Here is a 21,152-nt window from a genome sequence, read left to right on the forward strand (position 1 = left end):
GTGCGGGTGTTCCGATTCGCCAGGTCGGCGTCATCGGCTGGTCGATGAGTGGCGCACTCGGTATGGCGGTGGGATCGGGCCGAGGAGGGGCTCAACCCAGGCGGCGGATGTCGCCGCGGACTCGGTAGAAGCCGCCGCGGGCGGATTCGGAGACGGCGTCGACGACGTAGCGGGCGCCGGCCAGGCGGATGTCGCGGGGGAACTGGACGTTCCAGCCGGGGTCGTAGCCGGGGGAGATGACGTGGACGCGCAGGGAGTCGCCGTGTTGGAGGCATTCGACGATGACGCCGGTGCCGACGTCGGTGGTGAGTTCGAGGGTGGTGCTGGGGGCTACCGCGGAGAAATCGGGGGCTTTCACCGAGCGGGTGGTGGGGAGGACGCCCTGGTCGGCGTCGCGGATGGCGGACTCGCTGACGTCGAGGCAGGCCAGGGCGCCGGAGGTGGTGACCAGGTAGAGCTTTTCGTCGTGGTACTGCATGGAGTAGGCGGAGCCGCAGCCGGTGGCGAGTTTCCACAGGCGGGTGCCGGTGGCGTCGAAGCAGTAGACCGAGGAGTGGGAGTCGCCGGCGAAGACGTAGCGGCCGTCGGGGGAGGCGGCGCAGGAGAAGACGGCGGCGTCGCACTGGTAGGTGCGGGTGGCGGTGCCCTGTTTGGTGATCTCCTCGACCTGATTGTGGGAGGTGCCCGCGTAGACGGTGCCGGATTCCTGCCAGCCGAACAGGACCGCGCCGCGGGTGGACGAATTCCACTGCGCGCGACCGGTTTCCAGGTGGTACTTGGTGACGCCGCCGCTGTGGCCGTGGTAGACGCCGGTGGGGTCTACGCGGACCATCCAGCCGGAGTTGCCCTTACTGCGCGCGGACCAGAGGGATTCCTCCTCGTGGTCGATGACGGTCAGGCCGCCTGCGGCGTCGGAGGCGGCGAGGATGCCGTCGTGGATGTCGAGCCAGTAGACGTCGTCGGCGGAGACGTCGTAGGCGGCGCGGGGGACTTTGCCGGACAGGTCGTAGACGCGGCCGTCGTCGCAGCCCGCGTAGATCCAGAAGTCGTCGGCGACGATGCATTTGACCGCGTCGGGCAGTTTGTAGCTGTTGGTGACGACGCCGGCGGGGGAGAGGGTGAAGACTTCGCCGTTCTCGTTGCCGACCCAGCAGCGCTGGTCGTCGACGAAGATGCCGAAGGCGGCGGCGCCGGAGTCGAAACGCCACAGCACGGGGGCCGACTTGGCGGTGGAGCGCTGGCTGGTGATGCTGCGGCGGGTGACGGTGCGGCGTTCGCGCGCGCCCATGATTGCGGCGGCGTAGCCCTTGCGCATCTTCTCGCCGACCTTCTTCTGCGCGGCCGACTTGGCCTTGTCCTCGGTGGCGAACGAGCTCACCTTGGACTGGCCCTGCTCGCCGATGCGGCCGAAGCGGATATTGACCTGTGTTCCGGTGACGACCACCTCGTAGAACTTGTGCGAGGAGCCCGCGTCGTCGGACAGTTCGAGATAGGTGGTTTCGGCGGTCATGCGTCCTCGCTGAGCTCGTGGAGATCGAATGCACGAAAAATAGCAAGGGGCACCGACATTCGGTGCGTCGCTGGTAATTGGTTGTGCACTGGGGGGAGCGTCGATGTGCTCCGACCGCACGGACGCCTACGAAGCCGCTCGGGAGCGTCGGCAGCTCGACCCTGACGAGAGACCTGCCTCTCAGTTGGTGGGATCGCGTCGAATGATCGAGGTATTTCCACGGGGGTGCGGCTTGTGGCGGATCTGGAGATACCTCGACTGGTCACACCTCGGACATGCGCAACGGCTGCGCCGGTCAACGCGACAGGCCGTCTTTGTAACGACACGCGGCGAAAGGATTGCGGGATCGCGTCGGGTGATAGATGCTGGTCCAACTGTTGATGCGTAGCTGGACGTGACTTTTCCGCGACCGTTTCGTAATCTTACGGTGACCTGTTCTCGACAATGACTGGTGATTGACAACGTGACTGCTTCGCATCGCAAACCGTCGGCTCCCAAGAGTCGGCTGCCACTGGCTGTCTGCAGTCTTGCGGCGACCGTTCCCGGCATGTTGATGATGGTGATGCGGCCGGGTGCGCAGGTTGAGGCGGTGGCTTCGGTCGAACCGCTGTCGACCTCGGCGATCGAGCCTGATCCGATTGCTGCCGCGCCGACGAATGATCAGCCGCAGCCGGGGCCGATTGTCAAGGCGGATGACGAGATGGCGGCGTTGTCGGCGTTGAAGGTGAAGGTGTTGTGTGGGACGGAGTTCAACGGGACTCTGCCGCATGTGGCGCAGGTCGGGAACCTGCTGCAGAAGATGTTCGGGGTGGGCGATATCGGTGGTGCGCACGGGCGGTACGACGGTGACCATGGTGCGGGGCGCGCGCTGGATGTGATGACGTCGAACACCGCGCTGGGCAACACCATTGCGGACTTCGTGCTGGCCAACAAGGCGCGGTTCGGCGTCACCTATGTGATCTGGCAGCAGCGGTACAACGACGGCAGCGGCTGGTCCTACATGGAGGATCGCGGCAGCGCCACGCAGAATCACTATGACCACGTGCATATTTCGTTCGAGGGATCGGGCGCGGCGAACATCGCCTGCTGATCGCGCGAATTCAGGTTTCGAGCTCGGCCAGGATCGGTTCGGCCTGGTTGCGTAGGAGTTGTAGCTGGCGGTTCGGGGGGAAGCGTTCGGGGTCGAAGACTGCCTGGATGCCGATGCCGTCGATGAGGATTGTGAGGGCTTCGGCTGCGCGTTCGAGGTCGGGGCCTGGTCGGTGGCCGGCGGAGATCAGGACCAGTTCGAGTGCCTCGCGCCAGGTTCGGTAGCGGGCGCGTTGTTCGCGGGCGAGGTCGGGGTCGTGGGTGGCCCAGTCCCAGAAGGCGATCCATACCTGCCATTCGATGCGGCGGGTTCGGTCCATCGGTAGGCACTGGCTCAGGAGTTCGTACAGGTCGTCGGACTCGGGGGCCATTCGGGTCACGCGGTCGGCGACGGCGGTGGATGCTGCGCCGAGCGCGGCCCGCAATACCGCGCGCTTGTCTGCGAAGTAGTGCACGACCATGCCGGTGGTGCAACCGGCCTCGGCGGCGATGTCGCGGACGGTGGTGTGTGCCAAGCCTTTGGTGGCGATGACCTGGCACGCGGCGGCGCTGATCGCGCGGCGGCGCTCTTCGTGATCGACGATTTTCGGCATTGACACGAGAGTTTACATACTGGCTATTATGTAACCGTGGTTATGAAAAAGCTGATGTTGGTGACCGATCTCGGCTTCCTCGCCTACTGGGTGGCCATCGCACTGGGGCTGATCAGTGTCGGGGCGGATGAGTTTCTGCAGCAGTGGAACTGGTCGTTTCTCGGACTCGACGCGGCAGCGATCGGGTTGGGGCTGGTCGGGCTCGCGCTCGGTCGGCGCTCGGCCAGTTCGATGCTGTTGATCGTCGTGTCGTTGTCGCTCACCTCCGCCGCGGGGTTGATGGCGCTGAATTTCTATGTGATCCGGGGCGAGTACAGCCTGATGTGGTGGATCCCGAACCTCTGGCTGTTCGCGTTTCCGGTCGTGGCGCTCGTCGGGATCATCCGTGCGTCGGCTTCCGCTGAGATCGTTGGTGTGCCGCACAAAAGCTTCTGACCTGGCGCGCGGAGCGATTTGGGTGATCAGGTCACCCGAACGGGTGATCTCTGCGCGCGAAAGCGAGGAAGATGGGGGTATGGCCCCCAACAGTGCGAAATATCTGATCAGCAACGGCACCGACGACCGGGTGTCGCTTTTCGATGACGGGCGCGTGAAGGTTTGGTCGACCACCCATCTGTGGACCGAAGAAGGTCGCGAGCGGCACAATGCGCTCGGCGAGACTGTGCTGCTCGGTATCGGGCGCACGCTCGGGACGGCCGGTCCCGTGGATCGGCGTCAGCAGTGCGATGCGGAGTTCGAGTTGGACCCGGAAAAGGGTCACACGGTCGCCGCGACCGTCGGCGCGGACAACGGGACGTTCGTGCAGTTCTTCCATGACGGCCAGATCGCGGTCGGCAACGACGGACGCGATGTGGCGACGGTGTTCAACGCGGGCCGGGAGACGATGTCGGCTCGCGGTACGACCGGCGTCGGCGGGTCGGTGATGGTCACCTTCGGTGGCAGCTACCGACCGAGGACCAAGCGCGAGAGCGACTTTCAGGTGGAATTGAGCGAGGCCACGGCCCCGCGGCCCAACCGGTTGTACAAGGACGAGTTCCTCGTGAAGTAGAGCTGAGCGGGGCGACCGCACTGGTCGCCCCGGCTCGGATTCGTCAGCCGTAGTAGCAGACGTAGTGCATGGTGTCGACGACCTCGATGTCGAAGGCGCTGTCGCCGGGGATCTTGAACGATTCGCCGGCCCGGTAGGTGATGGCTTCGGTCGTGCCGTCCAGTGTCACGTTGGCCTCGCCCGCGACCAGCTCCATGATCTCCGGGGCGTTGGTGGTGAAGCGCAGCGACGACGGCTGGATCACGCCCACCGACACCGAGGCGCCGTCTGGCATCTCGAGGCTGTAGCTGACGCACTTACCGTCGAAGTAGACGTTGGCCTTCTTGCTGACGGAGACGTTCTCGAACTTCGACATGGGTCCTTCCGAGTGGGTGAGGGGACCCTTAGTCTAGGTCAGCTGCCGAAGCGGGCCAGGACTGAGCTGGCTTCCTGGGAGGCGGTGCCTTCCTTGGCGAGGTGGGACATGGCTTCGGGGATTTCGCGGCCGTGGTGGGTCATGGCTTGGGCGTAGAGGCGGCCTGCTCGGTAGGAGGAGCGGACCAGGGGGCCTGCCATGACGCCGGCGAAGCCGAGTTCTTCGGCGACCTTGGAGTGTTCGACGAATTCCTCGGGCTTGACCCAGCGGTCGACGGGGTGGTGGCGGGGGGAGGGGCGCAGGTACTGGGTGATGGTGAGGATGTCGCAGCCTGCTTCGTGCAGGTCGCGCATGGCCTCGGTGACCTCTTCGGGGGTTTCGCCCATGCCGAGGATGAGGTTGGACTTGGTGACCAGGCCTGCTTCGCGGGCGGCGGTGATGACCGCGAGGGAGCGCTCGTAGCGGAAGGCGGGGCGGATGCGCTTGAAGATGCGCGGGACCGTTTCCAGGTTGTGCGCGAGGACCTCGGGACGTGACGAGAAGACCTCGGCGAGCTGGGCGGGGTCGGCGTTGAAGTCGGGGATGAGCAGTTCGACGCCGGTGGCGGGGTTGATCGCCTTGATGGCGCGCACGGTTTCGGCGTAGAGCCAGGCGCCGCCGTCGTCGAGGTCGTCGCGGGCGACGCCGGTGATGGTGGAGTAGCGCAGGCCCATCGACTGCACGCTCTCGGCGACGCGGCGGGGCTCGTCGCGGTCGAGGGCAGCGGGCTTGCCGGTGTCGATCTGGCAGAAATCGCAGCGGCGGGTGCACTGTTCACCGCCGATCAGGAAGGTGGCTTCGCGGTCTTCCCAGCATTCGAAGATGTTGGGGCAGCCCGCTTCCTCGCACACGGTGTGCAGGCCCTCGGATTTCACCAGGCTCTTGAGCTCGGTGTATTCGGGGCCCATGGTGGCGCGGGTGCGAATCCACTTGGGTTTGCGCTCGATCGGGGTCTCCGCGTTGCGCGCTTCGATGCGCAGTAGCTTGCGTCCGGCGGGGGCAGAGGCGTCTACGGAACTCACCGGACCGACTCTACGCTCGGGGCCTGCGCGTTCGCCGGTGCGGTGGTGCGATCAATGTCATGGGCCTGAACGGGAATTTCACCGTCGAGGGCGGCAACAATCGCGGCGGCCACGAGGGGCTTGAGTTCGGCGACGGTGACTTCGCGGCCGAGTTCGCGGGTCAGGGTGGTGACACCGGCGTCTTTGATGCCGCAGGGCACGATGGCCTGGAAACCGTCGAGGGCGGAATTGCAGTTGAGCGAGACGCCGTGCAGTGTGACGCCGCGTTGTACACGCACACCCACCGCGGCGATCTTGCGTTCGGCCAGGAGTTCGGTGGCGGGCAGCCACACACCGGAACGGCCGTCGACGCGCCCACAGGTGAGACCGAAGCCGGTGACCACCTGAATGATCGCTTCCTCGATGCGCCGCACGTACTTGACGACGTCGATGGGCTCGGCGAGGCGGATGATCGGGTACCCCACCAGCTGACCGGGACCGTGCCAGGTGATCTTGCCGCCACGGTCGACCTCGATCACCGGACTGCCGTCGATCGGTAGATCCTCGGTCTCGGTCCGGCGGCCCGCGGTATAGACCGACGGGTGCTCGAGGAGGAGTAGCCGGTCGTCGCCTTCACCGAGAGCGCGCTGATCGGCGATCTGCCGCTGCAGCTCCCAGGCGGAGTGGTAGTCGATGAGTCCGAGATCCTCGACCACGATCGGGGTCGCATCGAATCGTGCGGACGCGGTGGGGCGCGTGTCGTTCACCTTTGCGACGTTACGCCTCGGGGTGCCGTTCGGTCAGCCCGCCCACGGCGACTGTTCGGTGCGAGTACGGCCGACCCGCGAATTCCCAGCGACCGTGCCGGTTCACGGGTCGACGGGGAAGTTTCGTTGCATGAGGGTCAAATCCATCCAGCGGCCGAATTTGTAGCCGACCTCGGGCAGTTCGCCGACGGTGACGAAGCCGAAGCGTTCGTGCAGGACTATCGAGGGGCTGTTGCTGGATTCGATGGCGGCGATCATGGCGTGGACTCGGCCGGAATCTGTTGCGCGGGTGATCAATTCGGCGAGCAGTGCGGTGGCTACGCCGCGGCGCTGGAATCGGCTGTCGACGTAGACGGAGTTCTCCACGGAGAAGCGGTAACCGGATTTGGGGCGCCACTGGCCGTAGGAGGCGTAGCCGGCTACCTCACCGTCGATGTCGGCGATGAGGATCGGCATGCCCGCGGCGGTGCGATCGGAGAACCAAGCCAGGCGGTCGTCGAGGTCGACTTCGTCGGTGTCCCAGAGTGCGGTGGACTCGGCGATGTTGGTGTTGTGGATGGCAAGGACGGCGTCGAGGTCGGGCTTGTCGGCGTCGCGGATCAGCATCGGTTCATCCTCGGTCGACGGCGGCGGACAGGGCGGCGCCGATCGTCGGGTGCTGGTAGGTGTAGCCGGCGTTCTCCAGGACCGCGGGGATGGCGCGAGGCCCGTGCATGATCGACTCGGCCAGCTCGCCGACCAGGGCTTGCAAGGCGAAACCGGGGACCATGAACGGGGTCGGGCGGTGCAGGGCGCGGCCTAGGGCCCGGGTGAATTCCGCGTTGGTGACGGGGGCGGGGCCCGTGACGTTGATCGGGCCGGAGAGCTCGGGGTGGGTGAGCGCGAAGATGATGGCGCCGACCTCGTCGTCGAGGGAGATCCACGGGAAGTATTGGCGGCCGCTGCCGAGGCGTCCGCCGAGGCCGAGCCAGTACAGCGGGTGCAGTTTGCCGAGCATGCCGCCGTTGCGGGCCAGCACCACAGCGCTGCGGATCAGCACCGTTCGTACGCCCGCCGCGGCCGCGGGTTCGGTGGCGGCTTCCCAGTCGCGACACAGCGTGGCGAGGAAACCTGTTCCGGCGGGCGATGTTTCGTCGATGACGGCGTCGCCGGTGCTGACGCCGTAGTAGTGCGCGCCGCTGGCGTTGACCAAGGTCGGTACGCCTGCGGCCGCGACCGCGGTGGCCAGTACGTCGGTGGGAGTGATGCGGCTGTCGCGGAGCAGTTGCTTGTAGCTGCCGTTCCAGCGACGGTCGGCGATGCCGGCACCGCACAGGTTCACGACCGCGTCGGCCCCGCGCAACGCCCGCTCGTCGAGCTGGGCGCGCGCGGGATCCCACGTGTATTCGTCCGGCGCCGCGGCGGGGCGGCGCACCAGGCGGGAGACCAGGTGCCCGTCGCGGCGTAGTGCCGCGACGAGCGCCGTCCCGATCAGTCCGGACGAACCGGCGATGACCACCTTCATCGAATTACTCGGCTACAGGCCGAGATCGGCCTCGAACGCCGAGTCTTCGAGCCGGTGCTTGATGGTGGAGACGAACCGGCCCGCGTCGGCACCGTCGATGAGACGGTGGTCGTAGGTGAGCGGCAGGTACACCATCGAGCGCACGCCGATGGACTCGCCACCGGCCTCGTCGGTCACCACCACCGGGCGCTTCACGATCGCGCCGGTGCCGAGCATGGCCGCCTGCGGCGGAACCAGGATCGGGGTGTCGAAGAGGGCGCCCTCGCTACCGATGTTGGTGATGGTGAAGGTGCCACCGGACAGCTCGTCGGGCTTGAGGCCACCGTTGCGGGCGCGGTTGGCGATGTCGGCGATCGCGCGGGCCAGGCCTGCCAGGGACAGGTCACTGGCGTTGTGGATGACCGGCGAGAGCAGACCCTGCTCGGTGTCGACCGCGATACCCAGGTGCACCGAGGAGTGGTAGGTGATCTCCTTGGTGTCCTCGTTGTAGGAGGCGTTCACGTTCGGGTGCACACCGAGCGCCTCGACGACGGCCTTGGCGAAGAACGGCAGGTACGTCAGGTTGACGCCCTCGCGCGCCTTGAACGAGGCCTTCGCGAGCTGACGCAGGTGCGCGATCTTGGTGACGTCGGCCTCGTGGACCTGGGTCAGCTGCGCGGTGCTCTGCAGCGATTCGCGCGTCTTGGTCGCGGTGATCTGGCGGATCCGGCTTGCCTTCTGCGTGGTGCCGACGAGGGCGGCCAGCTTCGGGGTGGCGGACTGCTTGGCCGGGGCCGCGGGTGCTGCGGCGGCCGGAGCCGGTGCGGCGGCGGGCGCCTTCTTGGCCTCGGCGGCGGCGAGCACGTCCTGCTTGCGGATGCGCCCGCCCACACCGGAACCGGTGATGCTCGACAGGTCGACGTTGTTCTCGTCGGCCAGCTTGCGCACCAGCGGGGTCACGTACGGGGTGCTGCCGTTGGCCGAAGCCGGGGCAGGCGCGGACGTGGGCTTGGGAGCCGGGGCCGGTGCGGGCTTCGGCGCGGGAGCCGCAGCGGCGGGTGCCGGGGCAGGCGCGGGAGCCGGAGCAGGCTTCGGTGCAGGCGCGGGAGCGGGCTCGGGCGCAGGTGCGGGAGCCGGCGCAGGTGCGGGAGCCGGTGCGGGCGCGGCGGCCGCGGGCTGACCGCTACCGATCACACCCAGCTGACCACCCACATCGATGACATCGTCTTCCTGCGCGGTGATCTCGAGCAGCGTGCCCGCGACCGGCGAAGGGATCTCGGTGTCGACCTTGTCGGTGGACACCTCGAGCAGCGGCTCGTCGACGGCGACGGTGTCACCCACGGCCTTGAGCCAGCGGGTAACAGTGCCCTCGGTGACCGACTCGCCCAGTTCGGGCATCTTCACTGGCGTGCCGGAAGCAGTGGACGCGGCAGGCGCGGCGGCCGGGGCGGGGGCCTCGGCGGCAGGGGCCTGCGCGGGTTCGGGTTCGGGGGCCGCGGGTGCGGCAGCGGGCTCAGGAGCGGTGGCAGGGGTTTCGTCGGCATCGCTGATCACGCCGAGCTCACCGCCGACCTCGACGATGTCGTCTTCCTGGGCCACGATCTTGGAGAGCACGCCCGCCGTGGGCGACGGGATCTCGGTGTCGACCTTGTCGGTGGAGACTTCCAGCAGCGGTTCGTCGACCTCGACCGTGTCTCCTTCCTGCTTCAGCCACCTGGTCACCGTGCCCTCGGTGACGCTCTCACCAAGGGCTGGCATCTGGACGGAGAAGGCCATGTCCTCTGACTCCTCTGCAGTGTGTACCCGGCGGACACTCGTCGCGGGTCGCGGCTTTCGTCCACCCCGCCGGTCTCGGCGGAGCACCCGGGAAACGTTGGTTCTTGTTCCGGCAACCATCCTTGCACTCGCTCGCCGCCGGTGTAGCGCAGGGCGGCGATCCGGGCGAAGCTGGCACCATGGAATGTACGGCGGTGAGCAGAATTCCGCCGGAATGTAGGAGGTCGAACCGGATGGGTTTGCTGGATCGTTTCCGCGGTGGGCGCGGTGCGAGCAGGTCAGTCGCTCGCGAGAGCGCGTCGGAGGTGAGCGCCCTGGCGGAGTGGGCGCGGACGCGGCGCGGGGTCGAAGCCTTCGTCGAACCGAAAACTACTGTGACTGATGTCACAGTAGTGCTGGTGGCCGCGGACGGTGAATGGACCCGGCGCATCGTCGGTGAGAAGGGCGCGCGGCGGTTGGCCGGTGCGTTGAAGATTCCGGTCTACGACGTGAACCGCACCGGCTATCCGCAACGCATGCGCGACTTCGACGCCCGCCGCCGCATCGAAGCGCGGCGGGCTCGCGAAGCCGAACTGGAGGAGTGACTACTCCGCGCCGATCTCCTCGATCACGGTGATCAGCGTGCGTACCGGGACGCCGGTGCCGCCCTTGCCGATGTAGCCGAACGGGCCACCGGTGTTGTAGGCCGGACCTGCGACGTCGAGGTGGGCCCACTGCACGCCCTCGGGCACGAAGTCCTTGAGGAACAGCGCGGCCGAGAGCATGCCGCCCCAGCGATGCGGGGCGACATTGGCGAGGTCGGCGACCTTGGAGTTCAGGTCGGCGCGCAGCTCTGCGGGAAGCGGCATGGCCCAACCGTTTTCGCCGACCTTGCGCGAGATGGCGGCGACACGGTCGCGGAAGTCGTCGGTGCCCATCACGCCGGGGGTGCGGGTCCCCAGCGCCACCATCTGGGCGCCGGTCAGCGTGGCGACGTCGATCAAGTAGTCGGGCTCGTCCTCGATCGCGCGCACGATCGCGTCGGCCAGGATGAGGCGGCCTTCGGCGTCGGTGTTGATGACCTCGACGGTGGTGCCGCCGTACTGGGTGAGCACGTCGCCGGGGCGCTGCGCGGTAGCCGATGGCATGTTCTCGGCCATCGGGACGGTCGCGGTGACGGTGACCGGCAGGCCCAGGCGCGCGGCCAGCAGCACGGTCGCGATGACCGCCGCGGCGCCCGCCATGTCGGAGGTCATGTTCTCCATGTTGGCGGCGGGCTTGATCGAGATGCCGCCGGTGTCGAAGGTGATGCCCTTGCCGACGAGCGCGATCTTCTTCGGGCCGCCCGCGTAGGTGATCCGGATCAGGCGCGGCGGGCGCGAGGAACCCTGGCCGACGCCGATGATGCCGCCGTAACCGGCTGCGGCGAGGGCGTTCTCGTCGAGCACCTCGACCTCGAGTCCCGCGGCTTCGGCGAGCACGCGGGCCCGGTCGGCGAATTCGGCGGGGTAGAGCGCGCTGGGCGGGGTGTTCACGAAATCGCGTGCGGTGGCGATGGCTTCGGCCACCAGCTGTGCGCGCAGCAGTTCGAGGGTGCCGAATTCCGGTTCGGGAACCAGCAATTCGAGGCGGACCACCGGACGCTCATCCGGCTTGGGTGCGCTCTTGGACTTGAACGACGAGAAGGTGTACGCGCCGAGGTAGAACCCTTCGGCCGCCGCGCCCAGGTCGATGCCGGACAGGGTGGTGGCGACGAGTTCGGTGCCGCTGAGCGCGCGTCCCGCGACGCCGGCGCTGCGACGCACCTGTTCGGCGTCGACCTTGTCGGCCGCGCCGAGGCCGACGGCGAGCACGCTGGTGACATTGTCGAGCGCGGCCGGTGCGGGCACCCGGGTCAGTTCCTCGGGCTTGCCCTTGGCGCCGACCGCGCCGAGAGCGTCGAGCAGTTGCGCGCGGACCTCGGCGGTGAGCACGTCGCCGAACAGGTCGGCGGGGGCGATGGCGGGGCCGTTCTCCGAGGACGTCAACCCGATCACCAGCACGTCGGTGTCGGGGGTGATGGTTTCGGTGCGCGCCAATTCTGGTCCGAGGGAGCGATCTGCGACTGCGGTCATTGCCCCAGGTTATTCGGTCGCTATCGGTGCTCGCATCACGAGTCCGGGTGGGCGGGTGTGAGCTGTTCTTGTTCGGCCTTCTCAGAAATACTGGGAATTACTGGACAATACTGGTAGCTGTGGATACGCTCCGACTCGTGACGGACTCGGCCGAAGAGCTGGAGGTGCGCATCTCCGGTTTGCGGGCCGAGGTGCGGCGGGCCGCTGCCGGTGGGGACCGGGCGGGCGCCCGGCAATTGCGCGCGGAATTGCGCAGGGCCGAGTTGGCTTGGGACGCGGCGGTTCTCGGGTCGGTGCCCGAGGAGGCATCGGAGGCGCCCGGGGTGCCGGTGCGTGAGCACGTGCATCGCGCGTTGACTTTGCTGTCGGTGCCGTCCTCGCCGAAATTGGTGCTCGCCACCCATGACGCGTTCTTCTCCGGGGAGCTGCTGCCCGCCCGGCTGACGAGTCTGCGGCGCGACGAGGAACGTTCCTTCCGGTCGGCGCCGTACGCCCGCCCGTACTACCTGTGCGCGGCCCTCACCACCGATCTACTCGCCCCCGCGCGTGGATTGATGGCGGTGAGTTCGTGGCCCCTCGAACGGCGAATGGTCGGTCCGTTGAGTCCGCGCGTGGGGCTGTTGGTGTCGGCTATTCGCTTGGCCGAACATCTTTCGGCGCAGCCTGCCGGAGAAACGTCGGGTTTGCGCGTACTGTGGCGGCTCGCCGTGTCGATTCCTGGCATTTCCACCGCCCCGGATTCCCTCGACCCGGCGACAGTGATCGAGGCCGCGCGGCGTGAGCTCGCGGTGCACGAAGACGAGGATGCGAGGCAGCGCAATTCGGCCGCGCGACGGGCGGCGGATCAGCTCGCGGATCCGGCCGCACAACTATTCGGTGTTCGGCTCGGCGTAGCCGATCGGCGACGAATCGAGGTGAAATGAGCACTCTCGCAGCACAGTTGGACCAGTTGCGCGGTGAAGCCCCCGCGACCAGGCACAATGCCCGCACCATCGCCGCGCTGACGGCCAATCCCGGTTGTGCCCGCCGCGCCCTGCTCGACGCGGCCGCCGTGGACAAGACCGTGATCGCCCAATCGCTGGGATTCCCACCACAATTCGGTCAGTCCCAGTTCGCCATCACGCGCGGTAATGCATTCGAGTCGATGGTGAAGGCGAACGGTTGCGCGGAATTGCTCGCCCTTTTGCGTGACAAACTCGGTCTCACCATTCCCGAAGTCGCCTACCACGACCTGAATTCGGTGGGGGAGAACACCGGCAACGCGGTGCGTTATCAGCGCACCAGGCAATTGCTGAAGAGCACGATCACCGCGGGCGACGGCACCTTGTTCGATCACCCGATGCTTCGGCTCGATATCGCCGGTGCCACCGCTTATCTCGAACCCGATGTGGTGGCCGTGCAGGTGGACGGCAAATTCCATGTCGTGGAGGTCAAAGCCTTTCCGGTGATCGACGGGCAGGCCGATCCGGCGCAGGTTGCGGCGGCCGCGCGGCAATCCGCGGTGTATGTGATCGCGTTGCGTGAGTTGATGGCCGAGATCGGTGAGTCACCGGAGATCGTGTCGCACAATGTGATTCTGGTGTGCGCCAAGGACTTTTCGAACAGGCCGACCGCTGAACTCGTCGACCTGCGTAAGCAGCTCGCCTCGGTCTCGCGCCAATTGACCAGGCTCACCGCGATTCCCGACCTCCTGGACCTGTTGCCGCCGGAAGCCACCTTCGCGCCGGGGGAGAACCTCGAGAAGACGATCGCCGCCATCCCCGCTCGCTACGCGCCCGAGTGCATGTCCAATTGCGAGCTCGCGTTCGCCTGCCGCGACGAGGCCCGCACCTGCGGTTCGGTGGACGCGCTGGGTCGCGGGGTGTGCGATGTGGTCGGTGGCATCGACAACATCCACACGGTCCTCGGCTTGGCCGACGGCACCCTCGAACCCGGCCCCGAGCACGCCGACATCACCGCCATGCTGCGGACCGCCCATCGGCTGCGGTGGGAGATCGCGGGATGAGCGTCCTTGCCGCCCTGGCCAAGGCGGAGGCCGTGCGGGCGGGCCGTGCGCAGGCGACCGCGGCGGTGCGCCACATCCACCTCGCGGAGCGGCCGCTCGTCGCGGTGCCGTTGCGGTTGGCGGGGGAGGCGGCGGCGCCGGTGGCGATCATGATCGGTACCGCGCCCGGCGACCAGAACGTGTTGACCGTGCCCCAGCCGCGCGACCGGGTACTGCGGTTGCGGTTCATCGAACAGCTGGCTGATGTTGTGCTGCCCTATCTTTCGACCTTTCTCGTCGAGACCGAGGAACTCACCAGCAAGGCGGGCGAGACCTACACCCGGTGCCTCGACGCACCGCAGATGTGGACACCCAATCCCGGCGGTGTGAACTTCCTGAAATTGCTGGGACGTTCGGTGCGGTTCCACCGTGTCGACGGCGATAACCCTGTGCCGGAATCGATTCCGCTGCTCGGCAGGTGGCTCACCTGGTTCGGCGATCGGGCCGAACATCCCGGTTCGGCAGTATCGCCCGCGATGACATCGGCTTTGTCAGCGCACTGGGCATCGGGCCAATCCTCCTTGGAAGACGGCAATCTCGCGGCGCTGCTCGGCTGGATCGACCCGCCGCCCGGACTGACCGGCGCGGAAGCCGCCGCGCTGGCCGAAGATCCGTTGCTGTCCCCGCCCGCGGGCCCGGCCACCGATCCCGGATTCGACAACGAAGAACTCGCGCCGCTGATCGCCGCCTACAACGCCGCACTCGACGACTCGACGAGATCCGTTGCGGCCGAACGCCTCGAACGGTCCCTGCGCGGCCAGCTCGAACCCACCTGGCAGCTGATGTGGCGATCCATCGAGCTGCTGGGCGCACTGCCGGAAGGCGCCAGCGTCGAGAACCGGTGGACCGATGATCGCGGTGCGTTCTCCCGTTTCGCCGCTGATATCGCGGAGGGAGTTCCGCAGGCTCGCCGCGATTCCGCTGTCCCCGCGGTGCGCCGACTGCTCGAGCGTGAACGTGCGCTGGAGGCGTTGCAGGGGCAGTGCGCGTTCGACGATCCGCTGCTCATGCTCGAACATCGCGTCAGCGGCGCGGCGTTCCGTGGCACCGTCGTGCACAGCGAACCGGAGCGGCTCGACCGTTCGGGAGCGCGGCCGAAACTGCGCCCGCACATACACATTCGGACCACCGATCCGTTCATCGCGGTTGTCGGTGAGGAACTGACGTGTGTGGAGCGGCCGAAGCAGACCGGGGTGGTCGTCGAAATCGACGGCGACAGCATGGTTCTCGAACTTTCCGGTGGGATGGGACGAAAGCTCGTCGCCGAGCCGGGCAGTGTTCCCGACGAAGGCGATGAACTCGGGTTCGCCCGGTTCAAGCCGGCACCGTTCAACGGCATGCTGAATCTGCCCGCGCGCGAAGAGACCCCGTGGACACACGGCGGACCGCCGCCGGAGTGGACGCCGCCGACCGACGACGAAGGGGAAGAGCTCCAGTGACCACCCCAGATGAGGCTGTCGCGGGGATTCTCACCGACCTGCGCGACGAGAGCCATCGCGCGATCGTCGTCGACTCACCACCCGGCGCGGGCAAGTCGACGCTGGTAGTGCGCGCGGCCCGCCAGCTTGCCGAGGACGGTGACCAGCGGATGATCGTCGCCCAGACCAACGAGCAGGTCGACGACCTCATCGACCGCCTGGCCGGCGCCGACCCCGCACTGCGGATCGGACGGCTCTCCAGCGCGGCCTACGTCGTGAGCGACCGGGTGGAGCGGCACGGCAATGTCCGGGTCGCCAAGCAGCCGGGTGATCTCGAGGATCGCGCCATCGTCATCGGCACCGCCGCCAAATGGGCCACCATCACCGAGGGCACCTGGACCCACGCGATCATCGACGAGGCCTACCAGATGCGCTCGGATATGTTGCTGCGCATCGCGAATCGGTTCGATCGTGGACTGTTCGTGGGCGATCCGGGGCAGCTCGATCCGTTCGCGACCGTCGAAACCGCGCGCTGGGCCGGGCTCACCTGGGACCCGACGATGAGCGCGGTCAGCGTGATGCTGGCCAACAACGACAACATCCCCACCCACCGGCTGCCCGTGTCCTGGCGGTTGCCCGCCACCGCGGCGCCGGTGGTGTCGAAGGCGTTCTACCCCTTCACCGAATTCCAGTCGGGCACCGGATTCGGTGACCGGAAAATGGATTTCAGCACGCGCGGCATGGGCGGCCCGGTCGACGAGGTGCTGGAAGAGGCGGCCGAATCCGGTTGGGGCTGGTACGAATTGCCCGCGCGGCACACTCTGCGCACCGACCGCGAGGCCGTGGCCGCGATCGCGATGATCGCCGCCCGGCTGATCGAACGCGGTGCCACCGCCCACTCCGAATCCGGCAGCCACCCCGTCACTACCGACCGGGTCGCGATCGGCACCGCGCACCGCGACCAGGCGGACGCCGTCCGCACCGCCCTGCGCGGCACCTGCGCCGAACCCGTCACCGTCGACACCGCCAACCGGCTCCAAGGCCGCGAATACGACGTAACCCTTGTGCTGCATCCCCTTTCGGGCCGCCGCGATGCCAGCGCCTTCCACCTGGAGGCCGGGCGCCTGTGCGTGCTGGCCTCCCGGCACCGCCACGCCTGCATCCTCGTCGGCCGCGCGGGCATCCCAGAACTCCTCGACGCCCACCCCTCCGCCGACCCGGTCCACCTCGGTGTCCCGGTGAAGTTCCCCGATGGGTGGGAGGCGAATCAGGCCGTGCTGAGCCATCTTTCGAACCATCGGGTGCGCGCCTAGGTCAGTCTGGCCGCCAGCCGTTTCGCAGTCATGTAGGCGATGGCTTCGATGGTGACCATCGGGTTGACGCCGGGGGCCGTCGGGAACGTGGAGCCGTCGGCGACCACGATGTTGGGGACCTCCCAGGTAGTGCCGTCGGGGTCGGTGGCCGAGATGTCGGACGAGCCGCCCATGCGGGCCGAACCCATGATGTGCAGGGCGCCCATCGAACAGCGGCCGGGGCCGTAGCCCGCCTTCTTCGCGGCGGCGCCGAACTCGGCGAGCGAGCCGCGGGTGCCGGGTTCGAAGGAGATGCCTGCCTGGTGGCCGGAGTAGATCCGTTGCGCGCCTGCGGCTTCCAGGATGGTGGCGGCGCCGACGATGCCGGTGTGCAGGTGGGCGGCGTCGTAGTCGGACAGCTGGTATTTCACCACCGGTTCGCCGGACTTGTCGATCGAGACCGAGCCGGGATCCCGGTCTCGGGTGATGACGCCGATGGCATTCGTGCGCGCGAAATCGAGCATGGCGCCGCGATGGTCCGCCGCACCGCGCCAGCTCATGAAACCGGTGGCCAGGCCGGGGTGGATCGGGCCGGTTTCGTAGATCACGCCGTAACCGTTGCCGTCGAGATCGGCGTGGTGGCGGCTGATTCGGCCCTGCAACGCGCCTTCCCACGGCCGGACTTCGTCGTCGAATGCGCCGAAGACCGCCGCGGCCGGATGCAGGCGCAGATGCTGCCCGATGTTCTTGTTGCGCAGGCCGGATCGTCGCAGCAGCGCCGGTGTCTGGATCGCGCCCGCGGCGACCACAACGGCCTTGGCGCGCACGGTGACCTCCGCGCCGGTGGAGGTGACGGCCGAAACTGTCTCGGCACGACCGGCTTTCACGGTGATCGCTCGGACATCGGCATCGACCACCAGGCGTGCACCGTGCTCGGCCGCGTCGGCGAGCCAGGTCTTGGTCGCCGACTGCTTGGCGCCGAGGCGGCACCCGTAACTGCAACGCCCACACTCGATTCCGGCATCGCACGCGTCGCTGACATTGCGCGGCAACGTGTCTACGTCCCAGCCGAGGGAGCGTGCGCCGCGTTCGAGAATGCCGTCGCGCGCCGAGAGCGGCGACCTGCGATCGGTGACGCCGATCCGTTGCTGCACGGCGGTCAATGCGTCGCCGAACTCGTCCTCGGCGAACTGCGGAACGCCGGTCTCGGCCCATTCGGCACGGATCGTGTCGGGGGTCGGCAGTGAAGTGCTCCAGTTGACTACCGTGCCGCCGCCGAGGCAAGTGCCCGCGACGAGGGTGATCTGACCTTCCGCCGACGTGGCGGGGCCGGGGGCGTACAGGGTGGTGAGCGCGTCGAGTTCGCCGGTGCCGAAATCCTGGTCGTCGTAATAGTTTCCGCGTTCCAGCACGATCACGTCGAGGCCGGCCGCGGCCAGTACGGCTGCCGCGGTGCCACCACCGGCGCCGGAGCCGACCACGACGACATCGCAGTCGAGCGCGGTGGATTGGGTGTACCGCAGGGGCGACAGCGGCGGCTTCGGGGCGGTCTCGAATCGGCCGACCGGCCCCGGATAGCCGATCTGCTTCCACAGCGGATTCGTTCCGGTGGGACCGGGTGTCACGTTGTAGGCCAGCAGTGACGCCTGCTTGAGGGCCTGGAAGATCGCCCGCGCGGGGGCGAGGCGGGAATCGCCGAGGCGCAGCAGGGCGGCCTCACGCTGCTCCTGCGAGAGCGTGGAGAATCGGCGGCCACCGCTGCCGGTGAGCAGGCCGAAGGCGCGAGAATCCCACAGCCCCAACAGCATCGCGAACTGCTTGCGTTCGGCTTCGCGCGGATTACGGTCCAGGATTCGGAAGATCGAATCGATGGCGCCGAGCTCTGTTGCCGCGGGCACACCGAGTCCGTCGCCGGGCAGGAAGGTATCGCAGATCATGCCCAGCGCGGCCCGATGTTCGGCTGTCGGTTCCATGCGGAACTCACCCCATTTCACTCTGGGGTGAGTTCTATCACGCGACATCCGGCCGCGCTGGGGGTCAAGAGGTTTCGGATCAGTCAGCGGTTCCGACGGTGAACTGGATGGTCTTCAGCGACGGCGTCGACAGGTCGACATCGGCCTTGGTGACCGACTGCGCCGCCGAATCGTTGCGGTAGGCGGTGAGCTGGTAGCGGCCGGGTTGCAGTCCGCGGAAACTCACCTGTCCGTTGGTGCCGGTGGACATGTGCCGGTGGATATTGTCGCCGCACGCGTCGGTGCCGGTGAGGACGACCTTCCCGCCCGCGATCGGCGTGCGGTCGGTCGCGCTGATCAGCACCGCGTCGATCTGACCCGCCGCCGCCGGGGTGGCCGCGCGGATCCCCCGGTCGTTCAGCCGGGCCTGTCGTACTTCTTCGCAGGGCGCCCCCTCCTGCGCGATCGAGTCGTCGGCGCCGGGATGCGCCCACGCGCTGCCCACCGCCGTCCCCATCAGAGCTGTTGCCGCCAATCCGATCGCCAAACACTGGGAAATGACAAACCGTGGCATCGCGCCGTCTTCCTCCTGGATTCGAAGTTGAGGTAACGCCCGGGCGGCAACAATACTGACGGGAATTTCGGGGCCGACACCGGTGTTCCATAGAGTCCGTTCTGGGGTGATTTGTGCGACCGTGGAGTTCTCATGAAGGAGTACGTGTGACTGACACCCGTAAGGCCGTTCTGGCCGGTGGATGCTTCTGGGGCATGCAGGATCTGATCCGTCGTCAGCCCGGTGTGCTGGCCACCCGGGTCGGCTACACCGGCGGCACCAACGACAACCCGACCTACCGCAACCACCCGGGTCACGCCGAGGCCGTCGAGATCGAATACGACCCGGCGCAGACCGACTACCGGGCGCTGCTCGAGTTCTTCTTCCAGATCCACGACCCGACCACCAAAGACCGTCAGGGCAACGATCTCGGCGAAAGTTACCGTTCCGCGATCTTCTATCTCGACGACGAGCAGCGCCGCATCGCGCTCGACACCATCGCCGATGTGGACGCCTCGGGTCTATGGCCCGGCAAGGTCGTCACCGAGGTGACCCCGGCGAGCACGTTCTGGGATGCCGAGCCCGAACACCAGGACTATCTGATTCGCTACCCCAACGGCTACACCTGCCATTTCCCGCGCCCCGGCTGGAAACTGCCCAGGCGCGACACCACCGGCGCATAACTGTTTCGTACTCCGCCCACCGCACTGCCGATATGCCATGATCGGCAGTGTCGGCGTGTGCGCAGTGACGTCGGATCGAAATAACTCACGACGGTGGCCGAGGTCGCCGCAGACGATGAGGGGACGCGATTCGAATGACGTATGGACAGCAACAACCCGGATATTCCGCGCCGGGGCCACAACTCGGCGTCGGTGACGCCCTCGGCTACGGCTGGGAAAAGTTCAAGAACAACGCGGTGGTGTGGGTCGGCATCATCCTGATCGCCGCGATCATTCAGGTGGCGATCAGTTTCCTCTTCGGGTCGTCGAGCACCGTTACCTCCGATGCCGACGGCGGCATCAGTTTCGGATTCAGCTTCTGGGGTTTCCTCGGCAGCATTGTGAGCACGGTGATCGGGTATCTGATCTCGGCGGCGCTCGTGCGTGGCGCCCTCGACGAAACCGACGGTCGCAAACCAGGATTCGGTGACTTCTTCAAATTCACCAATGTGGGCGCGGTGATTCTGGCGGGCTTCCTCGTCGGGCTCGCCACCGGCATCGGGTTCATGCTGTGCCTGCTGCCGGGCATCATCATCGCGTTCTTCACCTGGTTCACGATGAATTTCGTGCTCGACCGCGATCAGGACGCGATCACGGCGATCAAGTCGAGTTTCTCGGCGATCTCGAGTAATGCCGGGCCACTGCTGTTGCTGGCGCTGGCGCTGTTCGGCATCAATATCGTCGGTGCGCTGCTGTGCGGGCTCGGGCTGCTGGTGACGATCCCGGTCTCGATCATCGCCTCCACCTACGCCTACCGCGTGATCGTCGGCGGGCCGGTGGCCGGTGCCGCGGCCACCGCCGATCCGGGGTACCCGCAGCAATACGGCGGGCCCGCAGAGGGATTCGGCGGTCAGCCGGGGTACGGCGGTCAGCCCGGTTACGGTGGTCAGCCGGGTTACGGTGGCCCCGAAGGCGGCCAGGGCTACGGCGGACCCGGTTACGGTGCCCCCGGCTACGGCGGTCCCGAAGGTGGCCAGGGCTATGGCGGCCCGGGTTACCCGGGCCAGGGCGGTCCCGGTCACCCCGACGGACCCGACCTGGGCAAGCCCGGTGACCAGGGCTGGGGCCCCGAAGGCAACCGCTGACGGTGAACCCCGAAGGGCGTGCGATGACCATTCATCGCACGCCCTTCGTGCTGTTCACTCGCAGCCGATGCCGTCCCCGTCACGGTCGAGGCGGTAGTCGTCGGGGCCGACGACCTGGACACGACCGGTGTACACAGGCCCGTTGCCACTGCCGCCTTCGCAGTCGACATCGCTGACGATGGGTAGGCACGGGATGTAGGAGTCGTGGCAGTTCGACGGCTGCGCTCCCGCCGTGGCAGGGGTCGCGATCGCGAATGCGAAGGCCGCGATGGCAGCGGAAGCAAGGGTGACGACGTATTTCATTGTTCTCCGATCGATCATGTAGCGGCGCA

Annotated in this window: 22 protein-coding genes; 10 read left to right on the forward strand and 12 right to left on the reverse strand. The window is 67.4% G+C overall.

From position 1 onward, the window contains the following. Positions 1-91: 91 nt before the first annotated feature. On the reverse strand, positions 92-1,510 hold the full coding sequence (locus ACFW6D_RS28515; protein WP_379333151.1) for a WGR domain-containing protein: 1,419 nt from the start codon (positions 1,508-1,510) through the stop codon (positions 92-94). A 562-nt stretch (positions 1,511-2,072) separates the two neighbouring features. Here ACFW6D_RS28515 and ACFW6D_RS28520 point away from each other — a divergent pair. Beyond that, positions 2,073-2,600, forward strand: coding sequence for a hypothetical protein (locus ACFW6D_RS28520; protein ID WP_379333153.1), 528 nt, complete (start codon positions 2,073-2,075; stop codon positions 2,598-2,600). 10 nt (positions 2,601-2,610) lie between these two features. Here ACFW6D_RS28520 and ACFW6D_RS28525 read toward each other — a convergent pair whose 3' ends face one another. Beyond that, on the reverse strand, positions 2,611-3,192 hold the full coding sequence (locus tag ACFW6D_RS28525; RefSeq protein ID WP_379333155.1) for a TetR/AcrR family transcriptional regulator: 582 nt from the start codon (positions 3,190-3,192) through the stop codon (positions 2,611-2,613). 42 nt (positions 3,193-3,234) lie between these two features. On the opposite strand from ACFW6D_RS28525, the gene ACFW6D_RS28530 reads away from it, so the two are divergent. Together ACFW6D_RS28530 and ACFW6D_RS28535 are read left to right on the forward strand one after the other, a co-directional pair. Next, positions 3,235-3,627, forward strand: a complete 393-nt coding sequence (locus ACFW6D_RS28530; RefSeq protein WP_379333217.1) for a DUF5360 family protein — start codon at positions 3,235-3,237, stop codon at positions 3,625-3,627. A 79-nt stretch (positions 3,628-3,706) separates the two neighbouring features. Beyond that, positions 3,707-4,240 carry a hypothetical protein gene (locus tag ACFW6D_RS28535; RefSeq protein ID WP_379333157.1) on the forward strand — a complete coding sequence of 178 codons (534 nt, stop codon included), beginning with the start codon at positions 3,707-3,709 and terminating at the stop codon, positions 4,238-4,240. A gap of 43 nt (positions 4,241-4,283) precedes the next feature. On the opposite strand, the gene ACFW6D_RS28540 is transcribed toward ACFW6D_RS28535, so the two are convergent. The 6 genes from ACFW6D_RS28540 to sucB all read right to left on the reverse strand — a co-directional run bounded on the left by ACFW6D_RS28540 (position 4,284) and on the right by sucB (position 9,661). Further along, entirely contained in the window at positions 4,284-4,595 is a 312-nt protein-coding gene (locus ACFW6D_RS28540; RefSeq protein WP_379333159.1) for a pyrimidine/purine nucleoside phosphorylase, read from the reverse strand. A 38-nt stretch (positions 4,596-4,633) separates the two neighbouring features. Then, the gene (lipA, locus tag ACFW6D_RS28545) at positions 4,634-5,656 is read right to left on the reverse strand and encodes a lipoyl synthase (protein WP_379239094.1); all 1,023 of its coding nucleotides are present in this window, start codon (positions 5,654-5,656) and stop codon (positions 4,634-4,636) included. Beyond that, positions 5,653-6,402, reverse strand: a complete 750-nt coding sequence (gene lipB / locus ACFW6D_RS28550; protein ID WP_379333161.1) for a lipoyl(octanoyl) transferase LipB — start codon at positions 6,400-6,402, stop codon at positions 5,653-5,655. The genes lipA and lipB overlap by 4 nt, the downstream gene beginning before the upstream one ends. Positions 6,403-6,504: 102 nt before the next feature. After that, complete coding sequence (locus tag ACFW6D_RS28555) at positions 6,505-7,008, reverse strand: GNAT family N-acetyltransferase (protein WP_379333163.1); 504 nt, start codon at positions 7,006-7,008, stop codon at positions 6,505-6,507. 4 nt (positions 7,009-7,012) lie between these two features. Next, a complete protein-coding gene (locus ACFW6D_RS28560) occupies positions 7,013-7,906 on the reverse strand; it encodes a TIGR01777 family oxidoreductase (RefSeq protein ID WP_379333165.1) in 894 nt (297 codons plus the stop codon). A 12-nt stretch (positions 7,907-7,918) separates the two neighbouring features. Then, the gene (sucB, locus tag ACFW6D_RS28565; RefSeq protein ID WP_379333167.1) at positions 7,919-9,661 is read right to left on the reverse strand and encodes a 2-oxoglutarate dehydrogenase, E2 component, dihydrolipoamide succinyltransferase; all 1,743 of its coding nucleotides are present in this window, start codon (positions 9,659-9,661) and stop codon (positions 7,919-7,921) included. Between the two features lie 233 nt (positions 9,662-9,894). Between sucB and ACFW6D_RS28570 the strand changes: the two genes are divergently transcribed. Next, positions 9,895-10,245, forward strand: coding sequence for an oxidoreductase (locus ACFW6D_RS28570; RefSeq protein WP_379333169.1), 351 nt, complete (start codon positions 9,895-9,897; stop codon positions 10,243-10,245). Here the strand turns inward: ACFW6D_RS28570 and ACFW6D_RS28575 are convergent, their stop codons facing one another. After that, complete coding sequence (locus ACFW6D_RS28575) at positions 10,246-11,754, reverse strand: leucyl aminopeptidase (protein WP_379333171.1); 1,509 nt, start codon at positions 11,752-11,754, stop codon at positions 10,246-10,248. A 137-nt stretch (positions 11,755-11,891) separates the two neighbouring features. Between ACFW6D_RS28575 and ACFW6D_RS28580 the strand changes: the two genes are divergently transcribed. Genes ACFW6D_RS28580 through ACFW6D_RS28595 form a run of 4 tightly spaced genes read left to right on the forward strand, consistent with a single transcriptional unit; the run spans position 11,892 to position 16,529 of the window. Further along, the gene (locus ACFW6D_RS28580; RefSeq protein WP_379333173.1) at positions 11,892-12,677 is read left to right on the forward strand and encodes a hypothetical protein; all 786 of its coding nucleotides are present in this window, start codon (positions 11,892-11,894) and stop codon (positions 12,675-12,677) included. After that, positions 12,674-13,759, forward strand: a complete 1,086-nt coding sequence (locus tag ACFW6D_RS28585) for a hypothetical protein (RefSeq protein WP_379333174.1) — start codon at positions 12,674-12,676, stop codon at positions 13,757-13,759. Before ACFW6D_RS28580 ends, ACFW6D_RS28585 begins: the two co-directional genes overlap by 4 nt. Then, entirely contained in the window at positions 13,756-15,237 is a 1,482-nt protein-coding gene (locus ACFW6D_RS28590) for a hypothetical protein (RefSeq protein ID WP_379333176.1), read from the forward strand. Before ACFW6D_RS28585 ends, ACFW6D_RS28590 begins: the two co-directional genes overlap by 4 nt. After that, positions 15,234-16,529 carry an AAA domain-containing protein gene (locus ACFW6D_RS28595; protein ID WP_379333178.1) on the forward strand — a complete coding sequence of 432 codons (1,296 nt, stop codon included), beginning with the start codon at positions 15,234-15,236 and terminating at the stop codon, positions 16,527-16,529. Before ACFW6D_RS28590 ends, ACFW6D_RS28595 begins: the two co-directional genes overlap by 4 nt. Here ACFW6D_RS28595 and ACFW6D_RS28600 read toward each other — a convergent pair. Next, a complete protein-coding gene (locus tag ACFW6D_RS28600) occupies positions 16,526-18,481 on the reverse strand; it encodes a GMC family oxidoreductase (protein WP_379333180.1) in 1,956 nt (651 codons plus the stop codon). The two genes, ACFW6D_RS28595 and ACFW6D_RS28600, sit on opposite strands and share 4 nt — an antisense overlap. A gap of 79 nt (positions 18,482-18,560) precedes the next feature. Beyond that, positions 18,561-19,034 carry a carboxypeptidase-like regulatory domain-containing protein gene (locus tag ACFW6D_RS28605; RefSeq protein WP_379333182.1) on the reverse strand — a complete coding sequence of 158 codons (474 nt, stop codon included), beginning with the start codon at positions 19,032-19,034 and terminating at the stop codon, positions 18,561-18,563. A gap of 146 nt (positions 19,035-19,180) precedes the next feature. On the opposite strand from ACFW6D_RS28605, the gene msrA reads away from it, so the two are divergent. Then, positions 19,181-19,696: a peptide-methionine (S)-S-oxide reductase MsrA gene (msrA, locus tag ACFW6D_RS28610; RefSeq protein ID WP_379333184.1), complete on the forward strand. Its 516-nt coding sequence runs from the start codon at positions 19,181-19,183 to the stop codon at positions 19,694-19,696. A gap of 134 nt (positions 19,697-19,830) precedes the next feature. After that, positions 19,831-20,820 (forward strand): hypothetical protein, encoded by a 990-nt coding sequence (locus ACFW6D_RS28615; RefSeq protein ID WP_379333185.1) that lies wholly within the window; start codon positions 19,831-19,833, stop codon positions 20,818-20,820. Positions 20,821-20,874: 54 nt separating this feature from the next. On the opposite strand, the gene ACFW6D_RS28620 is transcribed toward ACFW6D_RS28615, so the two are convergent. Then, complete coding sequence (locus ACFW6D_RS28620) at positions 20,875-21,123, reverse strand: excalibur calcium-binding domain-containing protein (protein WP_379333187.1); 249 nt, start codon at positions 21,121-21,123, stop codon at positions 20,875-20,877. Positions 21,124-21,152 lie beyond the last annotated feature (29 nt).

Source organism: Nocardia sp. NPDC058705, assembly GCF_042749305.1.
GTDB lineage: Bacteria > Actinomycetota > Actinomycetes > Mycobacteriales > Mycobacteriaceae > Nocardia.